General features: G+C 64.8%; 22 protein-coding genes and 1 tRNA gene. 8 read left to right on the plus strand and 15 right to left on the minus strand.

Features of this window, described 5'->3' with window-relative positions:
* Nucleotides 1-1,368: a DNA repair protein RadA gene (radA, locus tag ASE85_RS10805; RefSeq protein WP_056688684.1), complete on the plus strand. Its 1,368-nt coding sequence runs from the start codon at nucleotides 1-3 to the stop codon at nucleotides 1,366-1,368.
* A gap of 113 nt (nucleotides 1,369-1,481) precedes the next feature.
* Complete coding sequence (locus tag ASE85_RS10810; RefSeq protein WP_056687639.1) at nucleotides 1,482-2,000, plus strand: CvpA family protein; 519 nt, start codon at nucleotides 1,482-1,484, stop codon at nucleotides 1,998-2,000.
* A gap of 43 nt (nucleotides 2,001-2,043) precedes the next feature.
* Here the strand turns inward: ASE85_RS10810 and ASE85_RS10815 are convergent, their stop codons facing one another.
* The 4 genes from ASE85_RS10815 to ASE85_RS10830 all read right to left on the minus strand — a co-directional run bounded on the left by ASE85_RS10815 (nucleotide 2,044) and on the right by ASE85_RS10830 (nucleotide 6,090).
* Nucleotides 2,044-2,961: an NAD-dependent epimerase/dehydratase family protein gene (locus ASE85_RS10815; protein WP_200928336.1), complete on the minus strand. Its 918-nt coding sequence runs from the start codon at nucleotides 2,959-2,961 to the stop codon at nucleotides 2,044-2,046.
* Nucleotides 2,962-2,966: 5 nt separating this feature from the next.
* Nucleotides 2,967-4,097 (minus strand): glutamate 5-kinase, encoded by a 1,131-nt coding sequence (proB, locus tag ASE85_RS10820; RefSeq protein WP_056687641.1) that lies wholly within the window; start codon nucleotides 4,095-4,097, stop codon nucleotides 2,967-2,969.
* Between the two features lie 146 nt (nucleotides 4,098-4,243).
* Nucleotides 4,244-5,341 (minus strand): GTPase ObgE, encoded by a 1,098-nt coding sequence (gene obgE / locus ASE85_RS10825; RefSeq protein WP_056688687.1) that lies wholly within the window; start codon nucleotides 5,339-5,341, stop codon nucleotides 4,244-4,246.
* Nucleotides 5,342-5,472: 131 nt separating this feature from the next.
* Entirely contained in the window at nucleotides 5,473-6,090 is a 618-nt protein-coding gene (locus ASE85_RS10830) for a TetR/AcrR family transcriptional regulator (RefSeq protein WP_056687644.1), read from the minus strand.
* A gap of 54 nt (nucleotides 6,091-6,144) precedes the next feature.
* Here ASE85_RS10830 and ASE85_RS10835 point away from each other — a divergent pair, with 54 nt between their 5' ends.
* The 3 genes from ASE85_RS10835 to ASE85_RS10845 all read left to right on the plus strand — a co-directional run bounded on the left by ASE85_RS10835 (nucleotide 6,145) and on the right by ASE85_RS10845 (nucleotide 8,197).
* A complete protein-coding gene (locus ASE85_RS10835; RefSeq protein ID WP_056687646.1) occupies nucleotides 6,145-6,981 on the plus strand; it encodes a metal-dependent hydrolase in 837 nt (278 codons plus the stop codon).
* A 101-nt stretch (nucleotides 6,982-7,082) separates the two neighbouring features.
* Complete coding sequence (locus tag ASE85_RS10840; protein WP_056687647.1) at nucleotides 7,083-7,643, plus strand: GNAT family N-acetyltransferase; 561 nt, start codon at nucleotides 7,083-7,085, stop codon at nucleotides 7,641-7,643.
* A complete protein-coding gene (locus ASE85_RS10845) occupies nucleotides 7,640-8,197 on the plus strand; it encodes a hypothetical protein (protein WP_156358281.1) in 558 nt (185 codons plus the stop codon). The genes ASE85_RS10840 and ASE85_RS10845 overlap by 4 nt, the downstream gene beginning before the upstream one ends.
* Nucleotides 8,198-8,245: 48 nt before the next feature.
* Here ASE85_RS10845 and ASE85_RS10850 read toward each other — a convergent pair whose 3' ends face one another.
* From ASE85_RS10850 to rplU, 3 genes are all read right to left on the minus strand, one after another.
* Complete coding sequence (locus ASE85_RS10850; protein WP_056687651.1) at nucleotides 8,246-8,821, minus strand: GNAT family N-acetyltransferase; 576 nt, start codon at nucleotides 8,819-8,821, stop codon at nucleotides 8,246-8,248.
* Nucleotides 8,822-9,128: 307 nt separating this feature from the next.
* The gene (gene rpmA, locus ASE85_RS10855; RefSeq protein WP_056687653.1) at nucleotides 9,129-9,398 is read right to left on the minus strand and encodes a 50S ribosomal protein L27; all 270 of its coding nucleotides are present in this window, start codon (nucleotides 9,396-9,398) and stop codon (nucleotides 9,129-9,131) included.
* Nucleotides 9,399-9,425: 27 nt separating this feature from the next.
* Nucleotides 9,426-9,722: a 50S ribosomal protein L21 gene (rplU, locus tag ASE85_RS10860; RefSeq protein WP_056687655.1), complete on the minus strand. Its 297-nt coding sequence runs from the start codon at nucleotides 9,720-9,722 to the stop codon at nucleotides 9,426-9,428.
* A 223-nt stretch (nucleotides 9,723-9,945) separates the two neighbouring features.
* On the opposite strand from rplU, the gene ASE85_RS10865 reads away from it, so the two are divergent.
* From ASE85_RS10865 to ybaL, 3 genes are all read left to right on the plus strand, one after another.
* Entirely contained in the window at nucleotides 9,946-10,347 is a 402-nt protein-coding gene (locus ASE85_RS10865; protein WP_056687657.1) for a hypothetical protein, read from the plus strand.
* Nucleotides 10,348-10,406: 59 nt separating this feature from the next.
* Nucleotides 10,407-10,538 carry a hypothetical protein gene (locus ASE85_RS24210; RefSeq protein WP_268795126.1) on the plus strand — a complete coding sequence of 44 codons (132 nt, stop codon included), beginning with the start codon at nucleotides 10,407-10,409 and terminating at the stop codon, nucleotides 10,536-10,538.
* A 117-nt stretch (nucleotides 10,539-10,655) separates the two neighbouring features.
* Entirely contained in the window at nucleotides 10,656-12,293 is a 1,638-nt protein-coding gene (gene ybaL, locus ASE85_RS10870) for a YbaL family putative K(+) efflux transporter (protein WP_056688689.1), read from the plus strand.
* Here the strand turns inward: ybaL and ASE85_RS10875 are convergent.
* The 8 genes from ASE85_RS10875 to ASE85_RS10910 form a co-directional block, all read right to left on the minus strand.
* Complete coding sequence (locus ASE85_RS10875; RefSeq protein WP_056687659.1) at nucleotides 12,290-13,828, minus strand: cryptochrome/photolyase family protein; 1,539 nt, start codon at nucleotides 13,826-13,828, stop codon at nucleotides 12,290-12,292. The genes ybaL and ASE85_RS10875 overlap by 4 nt on opposite strands.
* Before the next feature lie 52 nt (nucleotides 13,829-13,880).
* A complete protein-coding gene (locus tag ASE85_RS10880) occupies nucleotides 13,881-15,671 on the minus strand; it encodes a DEAD/DEAH box helicase (protein WP_056687661.1) in 1,791 nt (596 codons plus the stop codon).
* A gap of 249 nt (nucleotides 15,672-15,920) precedes the next feature.
* Nucleotides 15,921-16,619, minus strand: a complete 699-nt coding sequence (gene rplA / locus ASE85_RS10885) for a 50S ribosomal protein L1 (protein ID WP_056687662.1) — start codon at nucleotides 16,617-16,619, stop codon at nucleotides 15,921-15,923.
* A gap of 4 nt (nucleotides 16,620-16,623) precedes the next feature.
* Nucleotides 16,624-17,055: a 50S ribosomal protein L11 gene (rplK, locus tag ASE85_RS10890; RefSeq protein WP_056687664.1), complete on the minus strand. Its 432-nt coding sequence runs from the start codon at nucleotides 17,053-17,055 to the stop codon at nucleotides 16,624-16,626.
* A 409-nt stretch (nucleotides 17,056-17,464) separates the two neighbouring features.
* A complete protein-coding gene (nusG, locus tag ASE85_RS10895; protein WP_056687666.1) occupies nucleotides 17,465-18,001 on the minus strand; it encodes a transcription termination/antitermination protein NusG in 537 nt (178 codons plus the stop codon).
* Nucleotides 18,002-18,071: 70 nt separating this feature from the next.
* Nucleotides 18,072-18,275, minus strand: a complete 204-nt coding sequence (gene secE / locus ASE85_RS10900) for a preprotein translocase subunit SecE (protein ID WP_056687668.1) — start codon at nucleotides 18,273-18,275, stop codon at nucleotides 18,072-18,074.
* A gap of 172 nt (nucleotides 18,276-18,447) precedes the next feature.
* Nucleotides 18,448-18,523 (minus strand) — tRNA-Trp (locus ASE85_RS10905).
* Nucleotides 18,524-18,586: 63 nt separating this feature from the next.
* On the minus strand, nucleotides 18,587-19,504 hold the full coding sequence (locus tag ASE85_RS10910; protein ID WP_056687670.1) for a YihY/virulence factor BrkB family protein: 918 nt from the start codon (nucleotides 19,502-19,504) through the stop codon (nucleotides 18,587-18,589).
* Nucleotides 19,505-19,620: the final 116 nt, after the last annotated feature.

The raw sequence follows: 19,620 nt of genomic DNA on the forward strand, positions 1-19,620 counted from the left end.
ATGGCCAAGGCAAAACGCAAATTCGTCTGTCAGCAATGCGGCACCGTCGCCAGCCGGTGGCAGGGCCAGTGCGAGGATTGCGGCGAATGGAACAGCATCGTCGAGGAGGCGGCGGAGACGGTCTTCTCCTCCCGCCACGATCTGCAAAATGGCGGACGCGCCATCACGCTGGTCGGCCTTGACAGCCAGGTCGAACTCCCCCCGCGGACCAGCACCGGCATCGCGGAGTTCGACCGGGCGCTCGGCGGCGGCATCGTCCATGGCTCGGCGACCCTGATCGGCGGCGATCCGGGTATCGGCAAATCGACGCTGCTGTTGCAGGCGGCGGCGCGCATCGCCGCGCGCGGGCTGTCCGTGGCCTATATCAGCGGCGAAGAAGCCGCCGATCAGGTTCGCCTGCGCGCGCAGCGCCTCGGCCTTGGCAACGCCCCGGTGCAACTGGCCAGCGCCACGTCCGTCCGCGATATCCTCACCACGCTGGGGGAGGGGCCACCGCCTGCTCTGCTCGTCATCGATTCGATCCAGACGATGCACAGCGACCTGATCGAAGGCGCGCCCGGCACCGTCAGCCAGGTCCGTGCCGCCAGCCAGGAACTCATCAAATTCGCCAAGCAGCGTGGCACCGCGCTGATCCTGGTCGGTCATGTGACCAAGGATGGCAGCATCGCCGGTCCCCGTGTGCTGGAACATATGGTCGATACGGTGCTGGCGTTCGAGGGTGAGCGCAGCCACCAATATCGCATCCTGCGCGCGGTCAAGAATCGCTTCGGCGGCACGGATGAGATCGGCGTGTTCGCCATGGTGGCGGAGGGGCTGGAGGAAGTGGCCAACCCGTCCGCCCTGTTCCTCACCAACCGCGACGAGACCGTGACCGGCGCGACCGTCTTCCCCGCGCTGGAGGGTACGCGGCCGGTGCTGGTGGAAATACAGGCGCTGGTCGTTCGCCTGTCGAGCGGCGCCACTCCCCGGCGCGCCGTGGTCGGCTGGGACAGCGGCCGGCTCGCCATGATATTGGCGGTGCTGGAGGCGCGCTGCGGCCTCAGCTTCTCGACCTGCGAAGTCTATCTCAACGTCGCGGGCGGCTATCGCCTGACGGACCCGGCCGCCGATCTGGCGGTCGCTGCCGCGCTCATCTCCGCCATGTCGGAACGGCCGGTGCCGGTGGACGTCGTGCTGTTCGGCGAAATCGCGCTCTCCAGCGAAATCCGCCCCGTCTCCCACTCGCCCCTTCGCCTGCGCGAAGCCGCCAAGCTGGGCTTTACCCGCGCCTATATCCCGGCCTCGGCCGCCGACGGGGTGAAGGGAATCGCGGTCAGCGGTTTCCGCACCCTCGCCCAACTGGTTGACCAGATGCTGGGACGCGGATAGCGACAGCGGGAAATCTCCAACTCGTTCCCCGGCGCAGGCCTGGGTCCAGTTGAGAGCGTGAAACTGTTCTCTGGCCTTCGCCGCAGAACAGTGCTGGAATTTGAAGGCTTGCCATGAACGCCATCGACATTCTCGTCCTGCTCGCCATCGGCGGTTGCGCCGTGCTGGGCCTCATGCGCGGCTTCGTGCTGGAAACCCTCTCGCTCATCGCCTGGGTGCTCGCGATCTTCGCCATCCGCCTGTTCCACGCTTCGGCCGCCGAAATCCTGAGCGCCTTTATCGGCAACAGCAGCGGCGCGGCGATGCTGGCGCTGGTCCTCGTCTTCGGCGTGACATTCGGCGTCGGCAAGCTGATCGCCCACGCCATCGGCCGGCGTACCCGACAGTCGATCCTTGGACCCGTCGACCGTGTGCTGGGCGCGGGCTTCGGCGCGGTGAAGGGGCTGATCGGCGCGACGATGGTCTTCCTCGCCTTCAGCCTCGTCTACGACACCTTCTACGGCAGCGGCGCCCGCCGCCCCGACTGGCTCAGCGACGCGCGCACCTATCCGCTGCTCAATGCCAGCGGCCAGGCGATCAGCGAATTTCTGGCCGAACAACGCGCGAAGAAGCCCGCTGCGGCGGATCAGTAGAAGCTGCATCCCCGCCCTGGCGGGGAGGACGAGCATGAATGCCCTACAGCCACCCCTTCAACCGGTAAGCCGCCACCGTCGCGCTTAGCCCGTCTTCGGTGTTCACCTGCGGCAACCACAGCCTTTTGGGCGGCTGCCTGCGCTTGCCCACCACCCAGTCGGGGTGACAGAAATAATCGACCCGGTCCGGCGTCAGCTTGGCATTCTTGCCACGCACCAGCCGGTCGGTCCGCGCCGCGACGTTCAGCAGCCATTCCGGCGTCGCCACGGTCTTCACCGACCGCCCGACAGCCCGGCCGATCGCCTGCCCGAAATCCTTATGATCCCATCCGCCCGGCGTGCCGTCGTCCACCTCATAGGTGCGGGTCAGGCTATTCTCCCGCTCGCCCGACAGCGCCAGCAACAGCGCGGCCAGATCGCCCACATGGATCACCGACAACCGCCCGCCCGGCGGCAGCATCATGATGCCGCGCTTGGCCATGCGGAACAGTTCCAGCATCTCCTTGTCGCCCGGCCCGTAAATCGCCGGCGGCCGCACGATGGTCCAGTCCAGGCCGCTCGCTTTCACATGCTTTTCGGCCAGTTCCTTGGACCATCCATAGTCGGACAGGCCCGGCTCCCGCGCTGCCAGCGACGACACATGCACCAGCCTTTTGATCCCGCGCTTCCGCATCGCATCGACCACCGCCATGGTGCCGCGCGCATTGCCCGCCTCGAACCCGTCGCGGTCGGGCGCGTTCACCACGCCCGCGATGTGGATCACCGCATCGGCATCGCGCACCAGCGTATCGAGCGCTGCTGCATCTTCCAGCGACCCATGCACCCATTTCAGCTTCGCGCGCGGCGGCTGCGCCCGCCGGGTCAGCGCATTGACGCGCAACCCATCGCTTAGCGCCTGCTCCAGCACTTCCGCGCCGACGAAGCCCGTCGCACCGGTAATGGCAATCCGCATCTGCTGCATCGCGCTCAGACCATCGCCATATGGTCGCGATGGACCAGCACGGATCGCGGCATTTCGCCCAGCAGCGCAGCGATATCCTCGCTACGCTTGCCCGCGATCTTCACCGCCGCTGCGCTGTCATATTCGATCAGGCCGCGTGCGATCACACGCCCGTCCTGCGCCACGATGTCGACCACGTCCCCGCGATCGAACACCCCTTCGACGCTGGCCACGCCGGCGGGCAGCAGGCTGTTGCCGTTGCCCAGCGCCTTTTCCGCGCCTGCATCCACGATGATCCGGCCGCGCGTCGTCAGCCGCCCGGCCAGCCAGCCCTTGCGCGCGCCCTTGCCCTGGGCCGCGAGGAAGATGGAGCCACGCCCGCTTGTCGCCCACTGCGCCAGCGGCGAATCCACCTTGCCCGAAATGATGGCGAGGTGCGCGCCTGCGCCGGTCGCGATGCGCGCCGCCTGTATCTTCGACACCATCCCGCCCGATCCCATCCCGGACGCAGAGCCGGTGTCGGCCATCGCCGCGATCCGGGCGTCGATCGTCTCGATTGTCTCTATCAGCATGGCGTTGGCATCGACGTGCGGGTTGGCGGTGTAAAGCCCGTCGACATCGGAAAGCAGCGCAACCGCGTCAGCCCGTGCCGCCTGTCCGATACGCGCCGCCAGCCGGTCATTGTCGCCGAACCGGATTTCGCTCGTCGCCACGCTGTCATTCTCGTTGATGACCGGCACCACATCCAGCGCCATCAGCCGCTCCAGCGTGGCCGAAGCGTTCAGGTAGCGCCGCCGGTTTTCCAGATCGTCCAGCGTCACCAGCATCTGCGCGGCGGTGATGCCCTTTTCATCCAGCAGGCTGGCCCAGCATTGCGACAGCGCGATCTGCCCGGTCGCCGCCGCAGCCTGCGCATCTTCCAACGATCCGCGCCCGCCCTTGGGCAGTTTCAAACGCCGCGCGCCAAGGGCGATCGCGCCCGACGATACGATGATGACCTGCTGCCCCGCCGCCTTGCGCTGCGCGACATCGGCGACCAGCGTACGCAGCCAGTCGACACGCACCTGTCCCGCCGGATCGACCAGCAGGGCCGACCCGATCTTGATGACCAGACGGCGGACAAGGGCAGGGGGGAAACCGGAGAGGGAAGAGGTCATGCTTCATTTCCCCCCTCCCTTTTCAGGGAGGGGCAGGGGGTGGGTGCGCCGCGTCAGTGGCGCTTCAACGTCTCAACCGGAAGCAGCGCTCGCTTCGCTCGCGACCCACCCCCGCCCTCCCTCGAACGGAAGGGGAGATTAATCAGTCAGATCGGCGACCAGCCGGCTTCGCTTTCCGTGCCGCCTTCATCCGCGTCGTCACGCGCCTCGTCATCCATCATCAGCAGCACCGCGTCCAGCAACGGACCCACGCCCTCGCCAGTCGCGCCGGAAATGATGAACACATCCTCCACGCCCGCTTCCTCGCGGAGCTGGTCGGCAATATCTTCCATCAGTTCCTGCCCCAGCAGGTCGCCCTTGTTCAGCACGACCAACTGCGGCTTTTCGTCCAGCCCCTCGCCATAGGCGGCGAGTTCCTCGGTCACGATATGGAAGGCCTCGACCGGATCGTCGGTCGTGGCGTCGATCATGTGCAGCAGTACGCGGCACCGCTCGATATGCCCCAGGAAGCGATCGCCAATCCCCACGCCCTCGGCCGCGCCCGCGATCAGGCCCGGAATATCGGCCAGCACGAATTCGCGGTCGCGATGCAGCACCACGCCCAATTGCGGCTTGGTGGTGGTGAAGGCGTAGGCGCCGACCTTCGCCTTGGTATTCGTCACCTGATTGATCAGCGTGGACTTGCCCGCATTGGGCATGCCCACCAGCCCGACATCGGCCAGCAGCTTCAGCCGCAGCCACACCCACATTTCCTGCCCCGGCCAGCCCGTGCCATGCTGGCGCGGCGCGCGGTTGGTGCTCGTCTTGTACGACATGTTGCCCCGGCCGCCATCGCCGCCGCGCAGGAAGGTGACGCGCTGCCCGACCTCGGTGAAGTCGGCCAGAATGTCCTGATCCTCATAATCGGGGATGCCGTCCTCGTCCTCGCTACCCTCGATCGGCTTGGGGTCGGACAATATCTGGGTGCCGACCGGCACCTTGACGATCAGATCCTTGCCGCCCGCGCCATAGCGGTTCTTGCCCATGCCCGGCGTGCCGCGCTGCGCCTTGAAATGCTGGGTGTAGCGGAAGTCGATCAGGGTATTGAGGCCCTGCACCGCTTCGAAGATGATGTCGCCGCCCTTGCCGCCATTGCCGCCGTCGGGGCCGCCATATTCCTCGTATTTCTCACGACGGAAACTGACCGCGCCGGGGCCACCCCAGCCGGATTTGATGTAGATTTTGGCTTGATCGAGAAAATGCATGGCGCGCCCATAGAGCATTCTGGAGGCGGCTGGAACAGCCGACGGCTCTCAGAATGCGTAAAACAAGAAACAACGGGACGATGCAGGGATCGTCCATCCTGCCCGCGCCCATAGCGCCATTGGGGACAAAGTTAAACCTTGGCCTTCGAAGCAAAGGCCGCCACCTCCTGCATCAGCGCAAATGTCAGGCTGCGCGTGGCGATTTCCCGCGCTTTTTCGCGCGGCAGGGCCAATGCGCCGGCCATCGCGCCGCCCAGTTGCGAATCACCCAGCGCGAACAGGACCAGCATCAGCGTATTTTCCCGGATCAGTTCGGCGAGGTTCGGGGTCAGCGCGCTCGCCGCCAGCTTGTCGACCAGCCGGTGGATCGCCTCCACCACCGGGTCCAGCGCATCCTCATTGCCCGACGCCAGCATCCAGCTTGCCAGCGCGCCCGCGCCTTCCCGGTCGAAGGCGTCGAACGTCATGTCCACGATCGTGCGCGGGCTGACCTCGCCGCGCCGCGCGGCATTGACCGCATCGCCGATCTTGGCCGTGATCGTGTCACCCAGATGCGCGGCCAGCGCCTTCTGCAACCCCGCCGCCGACCCGAAATGATGCAGCAGATTGGCATGCGTCCGCCCGACCCTGCCCGCCACGGCCTTCAGCGTCACCGCCTGCGGTCCCGCCTCGATCAGCAGGGTGCGCGCGGCCTCCACGGCGACAAGGCGGCTTTCATCCGGGCTGAGGCGGGCGCGTTTTATTGACATGAGTGTCAGTTACTCTTATTTACATCAATGTAAGTAACAACCGGAGGCATCCTCGTGACCCCGACCGATCTCACCATCACGCCCCGCGACCGTCGCTTTGCACGCGATCGCCGGGCCGCGCCACATTGGCTGAACGGCGATCCGATCGCCACGGCTTTCTTCAACGCGCTGTCGATCACCTTCCCGCGCGGCGAAGCCTATTTCATCGACAGCGTCCGCGCCTTTCGTGACGGCGTGCCGGACAAGCTCGCCGGCGAAATCGCGGCCTTCATCAGACAGGAAGTCGTCCACAGCCGCGAACATCTGGCGTTCAACCGGCAGGTGACCGACCATGGCTATGATGTCGCGCGGCTCGATGCCGACGTGGTGATGGTGCTGGACCTCGCGCGGCAACGCCCGCCCATCGTCAGCCTCGCTGCCACCATGGCGCTGGAGCATTTCACCGCCATCCTCGCCCATGAACTGCTCAGCGATCCGCGCCATCTGGACGGCGCCGACCCGGAAATCGCGGCGCTGTGGCGCTGGCACGCGATCGAGGAAATCGAGCATAAGGGCGTCGCCCATGATACATGGGTGCACGCCACCCGTGACTGGAGCCGCTTCAGACGCTGGTGGGTGAAGAACGCCATGATGCTCGTCGTGACGAAGCATTTCCTCCACCACCGCGCGCGGGGGATGATGGACCTGCTGCGGCAGGACGGTATCACCGGCCGTCGCGCCTGGGGCGGGCTGCTCCATTATGCGCTGGTCCGTCCGGGCATATTGCGCCGTGTCGCGCGGCCCTGGCTTGGTTATTTCCTGCCCGGCTTCCATCCATGGAAAGTGGACGACCGCGCGCTCATCGCGCTGGACGAGAGCGCTTATGCAGCGGCCTTGCCCGCGGCTGCTTGATCCAAAACGCTCACATCCGTTCGCCCTGAGCTTGTGGAAGGGCCGCTTCTTTCTTTAAGAAAGAACGAGGCTTCGACAGGCTCAGCCCGAACGGAGGATAAGTGGGCACTGCACCAACCCTGGAAACCATTCGGCTGATCCTCCGTCCGCACCGGGTGGAGGATCATGCCGAATGCCGCAGATTATGGGCCGATGCCGGCGTGGTGCGCCATATCGGCGGCATGCCGCTGGACAGCCAGGCGGTCTGGTTCCGCATCCTGCGCTATGCCGGCATGTGGTCGCTGCTCGGCTATGGCATGTGGGTGATCGAAGAGCGTGACAGCGGCGCTTTCCTGGGAGAGGCTGGCCTGCTCAGCGCCGAACGCGGCCTGCCCGAACTGGAGGGCGTACCCGAAGCCGGCTGGGTGCTGGGGCCCAATGCCTGGGGCAGGGGCATCGCCACCGAAGCGATGCAGGCGATCCTCGACTGGGCCGACGTCCATCTCGACGCGCCCTCGCTCCGCTGCATTATCGATCCGGGCAATGCCGCCTCGATTCATGTCGCCAAGAAGCTGGGATTTCAGGCGCTGGTCGACACCGACTATGGCGGCAAGCCGACCCGCATATTCGACCGGCCCAAAGCCAGAGACGGTCGCACGATCAAAACAGGGGTAATTATGTGAAGACAGGAACGCTACGGGTGATCGGCCTCGCCGCATGGTTGCTGGCCGGATCGATCGGCATTCAGGTTCACGCGCAAGAGATCGCACCGGCCGATCGCACCGCGATCGAAAGTCGGATTGCTGCATTCGATGCGGCGATGAAGGCAGGGGAAATAGCCCGGAGCATCGACTTCATCCCGCCGCGCCTGTTGCGCACCATGGCGGACAAGGTCGGCCTGCCGGAAGCCAAGTTGAAGGATATGGTCGCCGCTCAGGCCGCCGCAGCGGTCGATGGCATGACATTCCTGTCCTTCGGCATGGACCTTTCGGCGGCAAAGATCGTCGCGACCCCCGATAAAAGCCGAACCTATATGCTGATCCCGACGCAAAGCGTCATCGCCATCCCCGACGCGGGCAAGATGCAGAGCAAGACCAGCACGCTGGCGCTCAAGGATGAGGGGCAATGGTTTCTCGTCCGCATCGACAATGCGCAGCAGGTCGCGCTGCTGCGGTCGGCCTACCCGGAATTTTCGGGCGTCGATTTCCCGTCCGGCTCGACCGCCATCATCGATTGAGGCCATCGTCGGCGCGGGTGCAGCGAACCGGACCCGCGCCCATGGTCGTCACGCCGCCATAGGCACGACCGCATCGCGATACAGGTCCATGGCCGGGTCATTATCCTGTCGCATGGCGTCGCCTTCCTCGAACAGCAGGCAATCGACCATCGCGTCGCGCCCCAGGCTATAGCGCTGCGCCCTTTGCCCGGTGAAACGGAAGCCCAGCTTGCGCAGGACGTTGCCCGACGCCGGATTGTCGGCAAAGTGGCAGGCGCGGATATCGCGCACGCCATTGGCCCGCGCCATGCTCATCACGGCCCGCGCAGCCTCGGTCGCAAAGCCCAGCCCCCAATAGGGGCGGGCGATCCAGTAACCCAGTTCCGGTGCGCCATTCTCATCCAGATGGACGCCGCACCCGCCAACCAGACGCGGGGCGCCCTGCGTGCGGGTGAAGGCCAGCAAGCGCGGCAGTTGCGGATGGTGCGGCAGCGCCAGGAATGCTTCCGCATCATCGACGCCATAGGGGCTGGGTGCGCGGCTCAAATTGCGCAGGACCGAGCGATCACCGATCGTCCGGGCCAGCATGGGGGCATCTTCCATCCAGCCCGGACGCAGGAGCAGGCGGGGGGTACGGGCAAACATTCTCGTCTCTCCTCTTGTCTTGCGCCCTTAGTCGCCAATGATGACGACTTCGCGACGGCATGTTCTGGATGAATCCCTGCCCGCAAGACGCGCGAGAAGGCGTGGAGTTCCAGAGGCTTGAGGGAAATCGGAGGAGGAAGAGCCGCTCTATTCCTTTGTCACGATCCGGCTGGAATCGCGCAACGGAAAAAGGGGCGCTCCCATGAAAGGAGCGCCCCTTTTTCCCTCGAAACCGGCAGGTGCCTGTACGACATCTGCCGGGAGGATCGCCCCTTTTGCGGAGGACGACCCGTCATCAAGTCGTCCGTTATTCGGCGGCCTGCGCCATGGCGTCGACCGACACATATTTGCGGCCGAGCTTGCCGGTGTGGAATACCACGCGGCCTTCGTTCAGCGCGAACAGCGTGTGGTCCTTGCCGATGCCGACATTGCGGCCCGGATAGACGCGCGTACCGCGCTGGCGGATGATGATGTTGCCGCCGATCACTTCCTGACCGCCGAACTTCTTCACGCCAAGGCGCTTCGACTCAGAATCGCGACCGTTGCGCGACGAACCGCCAGCTTTTTTATGTGCCATGACCTAAACTCCTTACTTAATCTGCGCTCAGGCGATCGACACGATCTTGAGGATCGTGTGCTTCTGGCGGTGGCCGTTCTTGCGGCGATAGTTGTGACGACGACGCTTCTTGAAGACGATGACCTTCTCGCCCTTCGCCTGCGCGATGATCTCGGCTGCGACGGTCAGCTTGGCAACGTCCTTCAGGTCGCCGCCTTCACCGGCCAGCAGGACGTCGTCCAGCGTGACCTTGTCGCCGGCTTCGCCAGCCAGCTTCTCAACGACGATCTTGTCTCCGGCGGCGACGCGATACTGCTTGCCGCCTGTGCGCACGATAGCGAACATGGCTTGTCTCTTCTCGTTCAAATCTGCTTTACGCAAATCACCAAAGACATGACGCCTTAGCCGACCCGCGCGGGAATGTGGCCCGTTAGTGGAATGACTCGGGCCTGTCAACCGATGGCGGTTCGGAACCGGGGTGGTCTTCCCGCTTTTTCGTCCCTATCTTCACGGCTACACAGGCGAAGGCGGCGTTATACGCGCGCCCTTGAAGGAGCAAGTCTCGCGCATGCGGCAGGGTACAGGGCCATGGTGGAACGGAAAGGGCGCGATGATGCGCCTGCCGATCCTTGCCGCCCTGTGGACGTTGCTGGCGGTGACCTTGCTGTCCGCGCTCGCGCCGCTGGGGCCACCGCTCAGCCGCGCAACCGGGTCCGCCTTCAACCCCGCGACTCTGGACGTGGTGCTGAAGGCGCGAACCCAGTCGGCGTCCCAGGCGGTTGTGCTTGCGCCGCGCCCGGAAGGCGATGGCGATGGCGGTCCACCGCCCATGCTGCTGGCGCTGGCTCTGGCCATCGTCCTGCCGGGGCTTGCCCGTCCGGCCGGGCGCGTCCCTCTTCATCGCTATAGCCTCCCGTCCTTCGCCCCCGCGCGCACCCGTCGCGCCCGCGCGCCGCCCGCCGCTTCCTGACGATTCGCGTCCCTGCCCGGATCACAGCCGGGCATTCGTCGGAAGAAGGAGCATCTCCCATGGCTCGCAGGAAATCCGCGCGGCGCATCCGGCGCCGTCGCCCGCCCTGGTGGTTCATGCCCGCCGTCATGTCCGGCCTCGCCATCGCGGCGGCCGGCCTGTCGGCGGTGATGATGACCGTCGTAGAATGACCCAGCTATCCAGGTTCGTGTGTGCGAAGCGAACGGACTTGGATGGACTCGGCGCACACTGCTAATTTCCCGCCGGACGCATCGCATCGCGTCCGGCGACAGGATCGAAAGGCTTTCATGCCCCACCACACGCCCCTGATCGGCACCATCGTTGCCGGCCTCGTCGTCGCCTTCATCATGGGCGCTATCGCGCACCGTCTCAAACTCTCGCCGCTGGTCGGCTATCTGGTCGCCGGCATATTGGTCGGTCCCTTCACGCCGGGCTTCGTCGCGGACGCGGGCCTGGCCAATGAACTGGCTGAAATCGGCGTCATCCTGCTGATGTTCGGCGTCGGCCTGCATTTTTCGTTGAAAGACCTGTTGTCGGTCAAGAATATCGCCGTCCCCGGCGCGCTGGTGCAGATCACGGTCGCGACCCTGCTCGGCATGGGCCTTGCCTATTATATGGGTTGGGGCCTGATGGGCGGCATCGTCTTCGGCCTCGCGCTCTCGGTCGCCAGTACCGTGGTGCTGCTGCGCGCTTTGCAGGGCGCCGACCTGGTCGAAACCCGGCGCGGCCGCATCGCGATCGGCTGGCTGATCGTGGAGGATCTGGTGATGGTCCTCGCCCTCGTCCTGCTCCCTGCGCTGGCCGGCGTCCTCAACAATGCCGATGGCAGCGGCGGGGCAGGGGCGCTCATAGCGCCGCTGCTGGGCACCTTGCTGAAGGTCGCGGGCTTCGTCGCCGTCATGCTGCTGGTGGGCCGCCGTGTCATCCCCTGGACGCTCCACTGGGTCGTCCATACCGGATCGCGCGAACTGTTCCGCCTCGCGGTGCTGGCCATCGCGCTGGGTGTCGCTTTTGGCGCCGCACTGGCCTTCGACGTCTCGTTCGCGCTGGGCGCTTTCTTCGCCGGCATGATCCTGGGCGAAACACCACTCAGCCGCCGCGCGACGGAGGAGACGCTGCCCCTGCGTGATGCCTTCGCCGTGCTGTTCTTCGTGTCGGTGGGGATGCTGTTCAACCCGTCGATCGTGCTGGAGCATCCGCTGCCGCTGCTGGCGACGGTCCTCATCATCGTCATCGGCAAATCGATCGCCGCCTGGGGCATCGTCCGCGCCTTCGGCCATGCCAATGTCACCGCGCTCACCATCGCCGCCAGCCTCGCGCAGATCGGCGAATTTTCCTTCATCCTCGCCTCGCTCGGCACCGGCCTTGGCGTCCTTCCGGCCGACGCACGCGACCTGATCCTCGCCGGCGCGCTCGTCTCCATCTTCCTCAATCCCATCCTCTTCTCGCTCATCGTGCGCGACCATAAAAAGGATGACGATGAGCAAGTGGAAGCCGCCAAGGCACCGGAGAAACCGCGCATCGGTCATGTCATCCTCATCGGCTATGGCCGGGTCGGCAAGATGATCGCTGCGCGCCTTAAGGATCGCAACGTCCATTTCGTGATCGTGGAAGGGGACGCGGAACGGGTGGAGGAGGCCGAGGAGGCCGGCCTGTCCGTCGTGAAGGGTAATGCGCTGGAGGACAAGCATCTGCTCGCCGCCGGCATCTGTGAGGCGCGTCACCTGCTGATCGCCGTGCCCGAAGGCTATGAGGGGGGCGCGATCCACGAACATGCCCGCAACCTCAATGACAAGGTTCAGGTCATCGCCCGCGCGCATAGCGATGCAGAGGTCGCCCATCTGGAGCGGCTGGGCGTGCCCCATGTCGTCATGGGCGAACGCGAACTGGCCGGCCGCATGCTCACGCTGTGCGGGGCGGGTTAAGCCAGACTGTCGAGAAACCGCGCCGCCTGCTTTCGCGTGGCGGCGCGGTCTTCCTCCGCCATCCGCTCCCAGTTGCGATAGGGCATGGCGAGGCGCGGATTGCGCGCCAGCTTGTTTTCGTTTCGGATCAGGAAATCCCAGTATAGCGCATTGAACGGGCAGGCATTCTCCCCCACGCGCTGCTTCACGTCATACCGGCACGACCCGCAATAATCCGACATGCGGTTGATATAGGCGCCCCCGGCCGCATAGGGTTTGCTTCCCAGCAATCCGCCATCGGCGAACTGGCTCATGCCCAGCGTATTGGGCAACTCCACCCATTCATAGGCGTCGGCATAGACCTCCAGATACCAGACATGCACCTGGAATGGGTCGATCCCGGCGATCAGCGCGAAATTGCCGGTAATCATCAGCCGCTGGATATGGTGGGCATAGCCATGGTCGATGGTCTGGCCGATCGCCTGGGCCATGCAGTGCATGTCCGTGTCGCCGGTCCAGTAGAAAGCCGGCAGGTCGCGGCTCGCGCCCAGCGCGTTGCGCTGCGCGTAATCCGGCCCCTCATGCCAATAGACGCCGCGCACATATTCGCGCCAGCCGATGATCTGCCGGATGAAGCCCTCGGCGCAGTTCAGCGGCACCTTGCCTTCACGATACCGCTTCTCCACCGCCCGGCACAGGTCCAGCGGATCGAGCAGTCCTGCATTGATATAGGGCGACAGGATCGAATGCCACAGGAACGGCTCGTCGGTCAGCATCGCGTCCTGATAGTCGCCAAAGCGCGGCAACGCCTCGTCCAGAAACCGCGTCTGCTGGCGTAGCGCCTCCTCCCGCGTCACCGCGAAATGAAACTGGTCGAGGCGGCCGATATGCTCGGCAAAGCGCACCTCCACCATCGTCATGATCGCCTGCGTCACCCTGTCGGGGCGAAAGCGGATCGGCCGGGGCATCAACAGGTCGCGTTGCGGCGGCGGCTTGCGGTTTTCCGCATCATAATTCCATTCGCCGCCTTCCGGCTTGCCGTCCTGCGTCATCAACAGGCCGGTCTTGCGGCGCATGGCGCGATAGAAATATTCCATCCGCCACTGCTTGCGGGCTACGGCCCAACTGTCGAATTCGGCATGGGAACAGAGGAACCGATCATCCTCATGGATCGTCACCGGCATGGCGAACCGCGTTGCCCAGCTTTCCAGCATGGCGCGGACCCGCCATTCGCCCGCTTCGGTCACATGGACGGCGCGCGGGTCATGCCGCTCGATCGCCCGCGCGACCTCGGCCGTGAAGCTGCCCTGATTGGCGGGATCGTCCAGCCGCACATAATCGACCGTCCATCCCGCCATGCGCAAGGCGTCCGCATGATGGCGCATGGCCGACAGGATGAAGGCGATCTTGGCCTTGTGATGCTTCACATAGGTCGTCTCGTCCGCCACCTCCATCATCAGGACGATGCTGTTCGCCTTGTCGGCGTGGCGCAGGGCAGCGATGTCGGGCGTCAACTGGTCGCCCAGCACCGCAATGAGAAAGGGGCCGTCGGTCATGCTGACAGCAATGACCGACGGCCCCTTTGGCTCCTACCTGTCCTAAAAGACGTCAGCCCCGGCTGCGGGGCGGCCCCTTGCGTGGGCCACCGGCGCCTGCGCCCTTGAACGGGCGGGCGCTATGCGGTGCGCCGCCGCCACGCGAAGGGGCGCCGGGACCGCCACGGGGCGGGCCGCTGCGGGCAGGGCGGTCGCTGTTGGACGGGCGCAGTTGCTTGCGATTGCCACGCGCCTCTTCACGCGGTGCGCCGTCGACGGGGTCGAACATGACGTCCGCGCCTTCGTCGCCCGCTTCGCCGGACCGGCGAACGGCGGCCAGGAACTTGGTCGAAATCGCCTTGGGAATTTCGAACATCGTCTCGGACGCGGTGATGCGGATCGCGCCGATGTCGCCCCGCGACACATGGCCCCGGCGGCAGATCAGCGGCAGGATCCAGCGCGGATCGGCATTCTGGTTACGGCCGATGTTCATGCGGAACCACTGCGTATCCTCAAAGCCCGGACGCGGCCCTTCACGACGCGCAGGCGCTTCGCTGCCATCCAGCAGCTCTTCGGGCGCAGGCATGGCCGCACGGGCGCTGCGCACCAGCATCGCGGCGATTTCCTTGGCGCTCTTGGCTTCCAGCAATTCGCCGCCCAGCGCCCAGTCGGACTCTTCCAGTTCCATCGGCTCCAGCAGGCGGGCGCGCAACCGTTCGGCGTCCTGTGCGGCGATCTGCTCCTTGCTCGGCGCGGTCGTCCATTCGACCGGGATCTTCGCACCCTTCAGCATCGATTCGACGCGGCGACGGCGCGGATAGGGCACGATCAGCACGGCCGTACCCTTCTTGCCCGCGCGGCCGGTGCGACCCGACCGATGCTGCATGGTTTCGGCGTCGCGCGGCAGCTCGACATGCACCACCAGCGTCAGCGACGGCAGATCGATGCCGCGCGCGGCCACGTCAGTCGCCACGCACACCCGCGCCCGCTTGTCGCGCAGCGCCTGCAACGCATGGTTGCGCTCATTCTGGCTATGCTCACCCGACAGCGCCACGGCGGCAAAGCCACGCTCGGTCAGGCTGGCATGCAGATGACGCACATTGTCGCGGGTGGCGCAGAACAGCATCGCCGTTTCCGCCTCATGGAACCGCAGCAGGTTCACCACCGCATTTTCGATGTCGGACGGCGCGACGGTCATCGCCTGATAGCTGATGTCGCCATGACCGCGCTCGGCGGAGATGGTGGCGATTTGCAGCGCGTCCTTCTGGTAACGGCGGGCCAGCGCCACGATCGGCTTGGGCATGGTCGCCGAAAACAGCAGGGTGCGACGGCCATCGGCAGTCGCGTCGAGAATGCCTTCCAGATCTTCGCGGAAGCCCATGTCGAGCATTTCGTCCGCTTCATCCAGCACGGCGGTCTTGAGCGCCGACAGGTCGAGCGCGCCGCGTTCCAGATGGTCGCGCAAACGGCCCGGCGTACCGACCACGATATGCGCGCCCTGCGACAGGGCCCGGCGTTCCTTGGCGGCGTCCATGCCGCCCACGCAAGTCGCGATGCGCGCACGGGCACCGGCGTACAGCCATTCCAGCTCGCGGCTCACCTGCAACGCCAGTTCGCGCGTCGGCGCGATCACCAGCGCCAGCGGCCAGGCGGGCGGGGGCAGGCGATCGGCGTCGCCCAGCAATTCGCCGGCCATCGCCAGGCCGAACGCCACGGTCTTGCCCGAACCGGTCTGCGCCGACACGATCAGGTCGCGGCCAACCGCTTCTTCCTGCGTCACTTCGGCCTGAACGGGGGTCAGCGCCTCATAGCCCTTGGTCGTCAGCGCCTGGGCAAGAAGGGGGTGGAGTGTTTCAAATGTCATTTTCTGTTTTCTCGTCGGTTAAAGCGACCCGCCTTCATCCGACGGAATCAACATAACCTTTCTCGCTGTCGCCGGTTCGCGATCAGCCGGTGCGTCAGGTCATTTCGCACCCGTTCCAGTTGGTTGCCCAACCGCCATTCTCTCTCTGGAATGGCGAAAGGGACGGCGCATGCGCTACGTCCCTTAAAAAAGAAAGCCTCCTTCCGCTTTCCGAGGAAGGAGGCTTTCCTATTATCTATAGCGCAAAAATCAGGCCGAGGCGACTTCCGCCACATCGACCTTCACGCCCGGACCCATCGAGGACGACAGGGCGATCTTGCGAACATATTTGCCCTTCGAACCGGTCGGCTTCGCCTTGACGATCGCATCGACGAAGGCGTCGAAATTCTTGCGCAGGTCTTCGGCCGAGAAGCTCGACTTGCCCAGACCAGCGTGAATGATGCCGGCCTTTTCGACGCGGAATTCGATCTGACCACCCTTGGCGGCCTTCACGGCTTCGGCGACGTTCGGCGTCACGGTACCCAGCTTGGGGTTCGGCATCAGGCCCTTGGGGCCAAGCACCTTACCCAGGCGACCGACCAGACCCATCATGTCAGGGGTGGCGATGACGCGCTGGAAGTCGATGTTGCCGGCCTGGATCGATTCGAGCAGGTCTTCGGCGCCCACGATGTCGGCGCCGGCGTCGAGCGCCTGCTGAGCCTTGTCGTTGCGGGCGAACACGGCGACGCGGACGTCCTTGCCGGTGCCGGCGGGCAGGGTGACGACGCCACGGACCATCTGGTCGGCATGACGGGGATCGACGCCCAGGTTGATCGCGATTTCGACGCTTTCGTCGAACTTGGCGGTCGCGTGGGTCTTGATGAGGCCCAGCGCCTCGTCAACGCCGTGCAGCTTTTCGCGGTCGACTGCGGTGGCCAGGGCCTTCGCCTTCTTGGTGATCTTCGCCATTATATCAGCCCTCCACCACGTCGAGGCCCATCGCGCGAGCGGAGCCTTCGATGATCTTCGTTGCAGCGTCGATGTCGTTCGCGTTGAGATCGACCATCTTGGCCTGCGCGATTTCGGCGAGCTGGGCGCGGGTGATCTTGCCGGCGACGACCTTGCCCGGTTCCTTGGAACCCGACTTCAGGTTGATCGCCTTCTTGATCAGGAAGGTCGCGGGCGGCTGCTTCATCACGAAGGTGAAGCTGCGATCCGCATAGACGGTGATGATCGTGGGCAGCGGGGTGCCCTTGTCCATGCCGGCCGTCTGCGCGTTGAACGCCTTGCAGAATTCCATGATGTTCACGCCGCGCTGACCCAGGGCAGGGCCGATCGGCGGGGCGGGCTTTGCGTCTCCAGCGGGCACCTGGAGTTTGATATAGCCCGTAATCTTCTTGGCCATTGTCACTCACTCTTTAGCTGGGCAGCGTGCAAGCATGCCGCCCGGTTCAAGTTTAGCGGTCGAACGGTCATCCGAAAACGACCTCCCGCATATGGTCCGGCAACCCAGGGGGCGGCACGGAAGCGCGGGCCTATAGCGATGTTCGTACCGAAAGGAAAGGGGGACTGTCGCGTTTGTCTATGATGGCGCAGCCGTCTTGCCATCCACGCGACCCTGCCGACACAGTGCGTTCACGCGGAGGCGCGGAGACGCAGAGGAATTGCGCTATCCCTCCGCGTCTCCGCGCCTCCGCGTGAACATTTGCATAAGGCTGCCGAGAAAGAGGATGGGGCAAACAAAAAGGGTCGCCAACCCTGCGGTGGCGACCCTTTTTCAGAACCCGTCCTGCGACCGGTCGTCCTGCGACCGGTTACTTCGACAGTTCGACCTGCTCGAAGTCCAGTTCCACCGGGGTCGCACGACCGAAGATCGACACCGACACCTTGACGCGGTTCTTTTCGAAATCCAGTTCCTCGACCACGCCGTTGAAGCTGGCGAAGGGGCCGTCCAGCACCTTGACGCTGTCGCCGATTTCGTAATCGACGCTGACCTTGTGCTTGGGGGCGGCTTCGGCTTCCTTCTGGGCGCCGAAATAGCGGGCGGCGTCCGCCTCGCTGATCGCCTGCGGCTTGCCCATCGAACCCAGGAAGCCCGTCACCTTGGGCGTGTTCTTCACCAGGTGATAGATGTCGTCGTTCATCGCCAGCTTGGCGAGGACATAGCCGGGCATGAACTTGCGCTCGACCTGGACCTTCTTGCCGCGCTTGACCTCGGTGATGGTTTCTACAGGCACTTCGACCTGCTCGACCAGTTGCGACAGGCCCATGCGCTCGGCTTCGGACAGGATCGATTCCTTGACCTTGTTTTCGAAGCCCGAATAGGCGTGGATGATGTACCAGCGCGCCATGTTACCGTCTAAACTCCTGTTCAGAGCATTATGCTCAATGTCCCGACGCCCGCAAATCTAAGCTTGAAGCTTAACGACCTGCTGCAACGCCCAGCAACCACTGGACGATCGCGCCGAAGAAAGTGTCGATGCCAAAGAAGAACAGGCCCAGCAGCGTCGTCATGATGACGACCATCACGCCGGTCATCACCGTTTCGCGACCGGTCGGCCATACGATCTTCTTCGCTTCGGTCTGTACCTGGTTGACGAATTCGCCGGGGGATACCTTCGCCATCGTCTGCCTTTGCACGTCGTGAAACCAACACCAAATCGCGAAGCAACAGTCCGCCCTCCCGATCCCGCTCTGTTTCAGCGTCCGGGGGTGCGGCCGCACGCTCCGCGACCAAATTCGCCAGCAAACCTAGCCGCGAACCCTTGGTTTTTCAAGGTTTCGCGGCCAGTTCGCTTGGCAGGAGTGGAGGGACTCGAACCCACGGCATTCGGTTTTGGAGACCGACGCTCTACCAACTGAGCTACACTCCTGCACTGGCCGGAACCAGCGAAGGAGGGCGCTTTAGCGCGGGCGGTCGGGCAGGGCAAGCGCCATTATGCCGCTTTCTGCATTGGCTCGGCAACTTGCGTGTCGGCGCTGGTCTGGCGCTCGGCCTCCGCGTTGATCTGCGCGCCCAGCAGGACGATATAGGCGGACACGAACAGCCATAGTTGCAGCACCACCACAGCGCCCAGCGACCCGTAGGTCTTGTTATAATTGCCGAATGTGGAAACATAGAAGGACACGCCCAGCGTCGCGGCCAGCCAGAACAGGGTCGCCGCCACCGATCCCACCGTCAGCCACTGCCATTGCGCATGGCGCCGGTTCGGCCCGAACCGATAGATCATGCCGAAGATCACGCTCGCCAGCAGCCCGGCCAACACCCATGTCGCCGCCTTGATCGCGAACAGCACGCCCGGCCCCCAATTGGTCAGGAAATCCTGCAACAGCCCGATGATCGTGGCGGTGAACACGCCGGCCACCACCACCAGCACCGCCGAAAAGGTGATGCCCATCGACGTGCGATAGAAACGCAGGATATTGCGGCCTTCCTTCTGGCCATAGACGATATTGAGCGCCTCCATGATCGCCGACGCCGCGCGGGTTGCGCCATAGACGGCGATCGCCAGCGCCAGCAGCAGCCCGAACCCGATCGCCGGCTTGCGCGTGCTGACGACACCCAGCAACTGGTCGTTGATCAGCGAGGCCGCGTCCTGCGGCACGACGGAAATGATCGCCTGCATATGCCGCCCGACCATCGCCGGATCGCCGAACAGCCCATAGGTCAGCACCACGGCCGCCAGCAAAGGCGCGATCGACAGAAACGCATAATAGGCCACGCCCGCCGCCAGCAGCCCGACATGATTGGCCGACAGCGCGCCATGGACCCGCTTCAAAATCTCCCACCATCCCCGCGCCGGTATCTTCCACGGCGCATCGACATGCACTTGGCTCGCGACTTTCGCGGTCATCACATTCCCCTGCTGTCCACAAAGGCAAGCGCGCGAGGGGGGAGGGTGGTTCCCTTATGGGCGGGTAGATGGGCGATGGAACGGTGGTGTCGGGTGGGTTGGAGACAGTCGGCTTT

The organism is Sphingobium sp. Leaf26 (assembly GCF_001421665.1).
In the GTDB taxonomy this organism is placed as follows: domain Bacteria; phylum Pseudomonadota; class Alphaproteobacteria; order Sphingomonadales; family Sphingomonadaceae; genus Sphingobium.

Coding starts and splice junctions, on each gene's coding strand:
- radA (WP_056688684.1), top strand. CDS start 1: ATGGCCAAGGCAAAACGCAAATTCGTCTGTCAGCAATGCGGCACCGTC.
- ASE85_RS10810 (WP_056687639.1), top strand. CDS start 1,482: ATGAACGCCATCGACATTCTCGTCCTGCTCGCCATCGGCGGTTGCGCC.
- ASE85_RS10815 (WP_200928336.1), bottom strand. CDS start 2,961: ATGCAGCAGATGCGGATTGCCATTACCGGTGCGACGGGCTTCGTCGGC.
- proB (WP_056687641.1), bottom strand. CDS start 4,097: ATGACCTCTTCCCTCTCCGGTTTCCCCCCTGCCCTTGTCCGCCGTCTG.
- obgE (WP_056688687.1), bottom strand. CDS start 5,341: ATGCATTTTCTCGATCAAGCCAAAATCTACATCAAATCCGGCTGGGGT.
- ASE85_RS10830 (WP_056687644.1), bottom strand. CDS start 6,090: ATGTCAATAAAACGCGCCCGCCTCAGCCCGGATGAAAGCCGCCTTGTC.
- ASE85_RS10850 (WP_056687651.1), bottom strand. CDS start 8,821: ATGTTTGCCCGTACCCCCCGCCTGCTCCTGCGTCCGGGCTGGATGGAA.
- rpmA (WP_056687653.1), bottom strand. CDS start 9,398: ATGGCACATAAAAAAGCTGGCGGTTCGTCGCGCAACGGTCGCGATTCT.
- rplU (WP_056687655.1), bottom strand. CDS start 9,722: ATGTTCGCTATCGTGCGCACAGGCGGCAAGCAGTATCGCGTCGCCGCC.
- ASE85_RS10865 (WP_056687657.1), top strand. CDS start 9,946: ATGCGGCAGGGTACAGGGCCATGGTGGAACGGAAAGGGCGCGATGATG.
- ASE85_RS24210 (WP_268795126.1), top strand. CDS start 10,407: ATGGCTCGCAGGAAATCCGCGCGGCGCATCCGGCGCCGTCGCCCGCCC.
- ybaL (WP_056688689.1), top strand. CDS start 10,656: ATGCCCCACCACACGCCCCTGATCGGCACCATCGTTGCCGGCCTCGTC.
- ASE85_RS10875 (WP_056687659.1), bottom strand. CDS start 13,828: ATGACCGACGGCCCCTTTCTCATTGCGGTGCTGGGCGACCAGTTGACG.
- ASE85_RS10880 (WP_056687661.1), bottom strand. CDS start 15,671: ATGACATTTGAAACACTCCACCCCCTTCTTGCCCAGGCGCTGACGACC.
- rplA (WP_056687662.1), bottom strand. CDS start 16,619: ATGGCGAAGATCACCAAGAAGGCGAAGGCCCTGGCCACCGCAGTCGAC.
- rplK (WP_056687664.1), bottom strand. CDS start 17,055: ATGGCCAAGAAGATTACGGGCTATATCAAACTCCAGGTGCCCGCTGGA.
- nusG (WP_056687666.1), bottom strand. CDS start 18,001: ATGGCGCGCTGGTACATCATCCACGCCTATTCGGGCTTCGAAAACAAG.
- secE (WP_056687668.1), bottom strand. CDS start 18,275: ATGGCGAAGGTATCCCCCGGCGAATTCGTCAACCAGGTACAGACCGAA.
- ASE85_RS10910 (WP_056687670.1), bottom strand. CDS start 19,504: ATGACCGCGAAAGTCGCGAGCCAAGTGCATGTCGATGCGCCGTGGAAG.